Source organism: Streptomyces sp. ICN903 (assembly GCF_022015835.1).
In the GTDB taxonomy this organism is placed as follows: Bacteria; Actinomycetota; Actinomycetes; order Streptomycetales; family Streptomycetaceae; genus Streptomyces; species Streptomyces fenghuangensis.
This window is the reverse complement of record NZ_JAKMAY010000377.1, coordinates 1-4781: the sequence shown is the minus strand read 5'-3', so window position 1 is coordinate 4781 and position 4781 is coordinate 1. Positions and strand designations below refer to the sequence as shown.

Annotated in this window: 5 protein-coding genes and 1 pseudogene; 2 read left to right on the top strand and 4 right to left on the bottom strand. The window is 70.1% G+C overall.

All coding sequences use genetic code 11. The annotated features are described in order from the left end of the window. The 4 genes and pseudogenes from L7D48_RS25960 to L7D48_RS25945 all read right to left on the bottom strand — a co-directional run. A pseudogene (locus L7D48_RS25960) lies at window positions 1–318 on the bottom strand (hypothetical protein); the annotation flags it as partial. 8 nt (window positions 319–326) lie between these two features. Next, window positions 327–998, bottom strand: coding sequence for a VWA domain-containing protein (locus L7D48_RS25955; protein WP_237883085.1), 672 nt, complete (start codon window positions 996–998; stop codon window positions 327–329). A gap of 33 nt (window positions 999–1031) precedes the next feature. Beyond that, a complete protein-coding gene (locus L7D48_RS25950) occupies window positions 1032–1466 on the bottom strand; it encodes a hypothetical protein (protein WP_237883087.1) in 435 nt (144 codons plus the stop codon). Between the two features lie 68 nt (window positions 1467–1534). Next, window positions 1535–2962: a hypothetical protein gene (locus L7D48_RS25945; RefSeq protein WP_237883083.1), complete on the bottom strand. Its 1428-nt coding sequence runs from the start codon at window positions 2960–2962 to the stop codon at window positions 1535–1537. Window positions 2963–3170: 208 nt separating this feature from the next. Here L7D48_RS25945 and L7D48_RS25940 point away from each other — a divergent pair, with 208 nt between their 5' ends. Both L7D48_RS25940 and L7D48_RS25935 read left to right on the top strand, forming a co-directional pair. Next, window positions 3171–3833, top strand: coding sequence for a tellurium resistance protein (locus tag L7D48_RS25940; protein ID WP_237883081.1), 663 nt, complete (start codon window positions 3171–3173; stop codon window positions 3831–3833). Between the two features lie 440 nt (window positions 3834–4273). Further along, the coding region (locus tag L7D48_RS25935; protein ID WP_237883079.1) for a PH domain-containing protein at window positions 4274–4781 on the top strand (508 nt) is incomplete at its 3' end.

The window sequence follows — 4781 nt, the reverse complement described above, 5'->3', positions numbered from 1 at the left end:
CAGGGGATGGGGCGGATAGGTGGGGGGACGCTTCCCGGTGTGCTCCGGCACTCCCCGTAGGAACTCGTCTGCCGTCTCGCCCGCCGCATCGGCTGACGGCTCGGTGCGCTCCTGCGCCAGGGGAGTCTCCTCGGTCCGGGGATCCTGCTCCGCCGCCGGGGGAACGGCCTGCGCCACCGGGCCGGCCGGGGGATTCGCCATGATCCCCGGAGGCAGGCTCGCGGTGTGCGCGTCGATACCGTCGACGCCGTGGGTGCCGGCGGGGACGCCGAAGCCGCCCGCGCCGCCGTCCGTTCCGTGGATTCCTTCGTGACTCATCGGGCCGCTCACATCTTGTCGAGGGAGAGACTGCTGAAACCGGGCACCTGGTCCTCGACCTGGAGCTGGAAGCCCTCACCGCCCCGAGCGGCCATGCTGGTGGCGGAGTTGACGATGGACCGGGTGAGGCTGGAGGCGAACTCGCGCAGTGCGACCGCCGGGCTGACCTTGTCGTTTTCCTGGATGAACGCCTTGAAGTTGGCCACCTCCGAGATGATCGCCGCGTCGGCGTCGCTGATTCCGAAGGCGATGATCTTCGGCGCGTAGCGGAACTTCTCCGCGTCCAGCTCCTTGAGCGCGGAACGCCAGTCGTCGTCCGTGGGGATGCCGTCAGAGAGGAAGAACACCACCGGCCGGTACACGTCGTGGCCCTCGGCCTTGAGAGCCTCGACGTCCTTCTCGATGGTGTCCCTCAGCAGACGGAAGGCGGACCCGAAGGAGGTCACCCCGCCGGCCGAGAGAGCCGGAAGCTGCGTCAGCTCGCTCAGGTCGGCGAGCGGCTGCAGCACGGAGGCCTGCGTGGAGAAGCCGATCAGGGCGAAGCGGGTCTTGTCCGCGACGCTCGGGTTCGTGCTGATCTCCTGGTGCAGCTCGGGCAGGGATTTGTTGATGGCGTCCACGCCGAGCCCGGACATCGAGCCGGACTCGTCGCACACCATGTAGAAGGGAAGGATCTGCATGGGTTCTCCTGAATGTGAGGGACGGCGCGGCCGTCAACCGGTGTAGAAGTAGATCTCCAGGTCGGCCGTGCCGGAGGCGCCGCCGTTCCAGAAGTCGCGTGTGGTCGCGTCGGTGAACATCTCCGGGCGCGCCTTGCGCAGAGCGCTGTTGACCTCTCCCGCGTACGCCTGGCCGTCACCCGGCTCGCGGGCGTGGCCGAAGGTGAGCACGAAGGCGGCGCTGCGGCCCTCGTGCCGGGCGGTGGCGGCCCGCAGGAGCTTCACCATGCGAGCGGTGTCGCCGGGAGCCGCCGCCACGCTGAACTTCACCGGCTTGCGTTCCACGGACCGCGGCCCCGTCGGGCTCGGCTCGGGGGACGGCTCCGCGTCGGCCGAAGCGCTGGGCGAGGGGGAGGGCCGGGTGGCCTCCCGGGCCCCCAGTGGATCCCCCCGGTCTCCCATGGAAACCAGCGCGAGTACGAGGAGCATGTCGGCGAAGAGCCATCCGGCCAGGTGCAGGGGGTTGAACCGCGGCCCTCTCCTTGTTCCTGCCGGGCTCACCGCGCGGGCTCGCTCTCGGCAGGTGACTCCTCGAGCCGCCGCAGCGCTTCCTCCGCGCGCACCCGGGCGGCCTCGGCTTCGGCCCGGGCGCTCTCGGCCCCGGCGCGGGCCGTCTCGGCCTCGCGGACCGCGCGCTCCAGCGCGTCGGCGACGGAGGCGAAGCGGTCCGCCGCCTCGTGCAGGGCCCTGCTGCGGGCGCCGATGTCCAGCACGGCCTCACGGGAGGCCTCCGCCGCCTCACCGGTCCGTTCGGCCACCGTGCCGAGATCGCTGATGAGCCTGCCGTTGAGGTCGGCGACCACCTCGATGCCGGTGGTGAACCCGCGCTGCGAGGCTGCCAGTACCGCCAGGGAGTCCTCGACGCGCTGGGCGGTGTCCGACAGCGCGCCGCGGACACTGTCGCTGTTGCCGGTGACCGCCGTCTCCAGCCGGTCCGCCGTACGGGTGAGGACGTCGCGCATGCCCTCCCCGGCCGCCCGCAGCTCCTCCAGGGCCTTGTCCAGGACGCCGCTCTGCCCGTTGACCGCGTCCGTCAGCCGGTCGCCCGCCCGCGACAGCGGTTCGTCCAGCTCCCGTACGGCGGTCCGGATCGCGGTGCCGCTGTCACGCACGGTCTCCTCGAACCGGGCCGCCGCGTCCTCGAGCGGTCGTACGTACGTCTCCGCCTGGGCCAGGCGCTGTCCGGCCTCCTCCATCGCCTTGCCCACCAGCTCGGCGGCCCGTGTGAGCTGCTCCTGGGTGGTGATGGCCTTGGTGTGCATGCGCTGGATCCGGCCGGCCGCCGAGTTGAGTTCCGCCGCGAACCGCTGGGGCGAGGCGAACCGGTGGTCGTTGAGGCAGAGTTGCGCACGGGTGAGGACCGGAACCAGCCGGGCGAGGGCTGTGCGGGCGAGCCGCTGCGCCTGTTCCTCGCGGCGCTCGGCGTGCGTGCGCCGGTAGCCGTGCACCGCCGTGAGCGCGAACAGCGTCACCAGGGACAGGCATCCGATCACGGCGACGTGGCCGAACCGGAACAACTCGCCCAGGTGCCCCTGGAAGCCGGACTGCCACAGTTGCAGGAAGGGCCGGCTCGCGGCCTCGGGATCGGCGCCGACCAGCGCCTCGTAGGCGCTGGTCGCCTTCCACAGTCCGGCCCAGGTGAAGAGCAGGGGCAGGAAGACCAGGGCTCCCAGAACCCAGTCCAGCGTGCCGTCGAACCGTGTGCCGCGGTCGTCGGCCGCGGGCTCGGCGATGCTCTCCGGCCGGGCGAAGTGTCCCACCAGGTCGAGATCGGCCCATGGATCGAGCGCATCGGTGTCGGCGGACTCAAGTGCCTCCGCCAGCGCGAGCAGCTCTTCGGCGCGTGGAGCGAGCGCGGGATCCTGCGCCGCGTCCCTGAGGTGACGCGCCGTCACCTTCTTGTCGAGTCGTCCCCCCACGGACATTCCTCACCCCTGCCCGGCGTTCCCGGGCTGTCGTACGAATCCGCATGCGGTGGGCGCGAGGCGTGAAGCGTCGCATGTCCCAGCCGCATGGTTGAACGGTGAATGACTACACACTCTCTTCACTGTTCATGCAATAGTACGTCATACCTGATGATGTATCAGAACCATGTGGAATGTGATCATTGATGCCGAACTGTGAGGATGTGCTGTGAGCGGGGACGGTCGCCGACGGGGAGTCATCCGTCTGGGAGCGGGAGAGCGGGCCGAGGCTCGGGAGAGGGTGCCGGAGCAGCCGAAACGACTGGTGGACCTCACGGAGCGGGCGCCGAACGCGAAGGTCGCGGGGCGAGGCGTCCTCCAGGTGAACCTCAACTGGTCGGCCGCCGCCGAGGCCGACCTCGACCTGGGCTGCATGGTCCTCACCAGTGATGGAACGGGTACCGCGGTGCAGCCCCTCGGCGACCAGTTCGGAAGTCTTACCTCCTGGCCCTATGTCAGTCTCGACCAGGACGATCGCACCGGCGCGGCCTCCGACGGGGAGACTCTCCGCATCAGCCTTGAGTATCGGCACCGGTTCGTCCGGCTCCTGGTCTACGTGTACCTCTACGAGGGCGCGGTCGACTTCCGCACGCTGGGAGGAGTCGTCACCGTGAGCGCGCCGAGCGGCATATGGCGCATCCACCTCGACGACTCCCCGCCCGGAGCCACCGCCTGTGCGATCGCCTCGCTGGTGCCGGAACGGGACGGCCTCGGACTCCGGCGTGAGGCGCGGTGGTTCACCGCGCGGCCGTGGTTGTCGAACCAGCAACTGATCGACCAGGCGTACGGTTTCGGATTCGACTGGGTGCCCGGGGTGAAGCCCGCCCTGTGAGGCGGGGTGCTCCATGCCCGGTGCCGCCTTCGCCTGCGGTCGGACCGTGGCGTCGCGCGATGGTTCACCGAGTGGGTCGTGGAAGTCGGCCGGCCGCACCGGATGCACGCCCCTGCGCTCAAGGTGCCTCATGTCGTTAATCCCTGTGCTCAAGGTGCCCATGTCGTGCGGTGTCGCTCACGAGGAGCATGACATTCTCTGTGAACTGCGTCAATGCGTACTCTATGATTGTCGTCGATGAGGGATTGGATCGGAGTGAGCTCTGATCACCGGAGGGTTCGCGGTGGCGCACAGGACGATGGTCCCAACGCTCGCACGCCCCACCCCCTCTTCGGATCCCGTATCCGCACGCTCCGCGCTCCTACCGGCAGCCGGCGACGGCCCGTCCGACCGGGGTCGGCACGACGACGACCGAGAGAAAGCGACCCACTCCTTTGTCCATGCAGTCCTCCCGGCCCGACGTGGACGCGGCGGCAGCCGCGATCAAGGGCCTCTGGTTCCCGGTCAAGGGCTCCGTGAAGAGCCTCCCCGAGGTGCTGACGCCCGACGAGACCGTGCAGGCCCTCGCCGTCGCGCACCACGACGGCGTCATAGGGGTGTTCGCCCTCACAGACCGCCGCGTGCTGTTCCGGGCGCAGGGCTGGGCCGGACAACGACTCGTCTCACACGCTCTCGTCGAGATCGCCGACCTGCGATGGGCGGGCGGACTGACTCAGGGAACCCTCACCCTGTACGTCGCCGGATGGGTGGCGGAGTTCAGGAACATGGACAAGCGGGACGGCCAGAACCTCGCCGACCGCCTGCGGCAGTGGCGCCAGTGGTACGCGCAGCACACCGGCCCCGGCGCTCACCCCGCCCCCGGACACCCACTTCCCGGACAGCAGTTCCCGGGACCGGCTCCCGTCGCCGGGCAGCCGTTCGGCACCCACGCGCCCGCCGGCCCCGCAC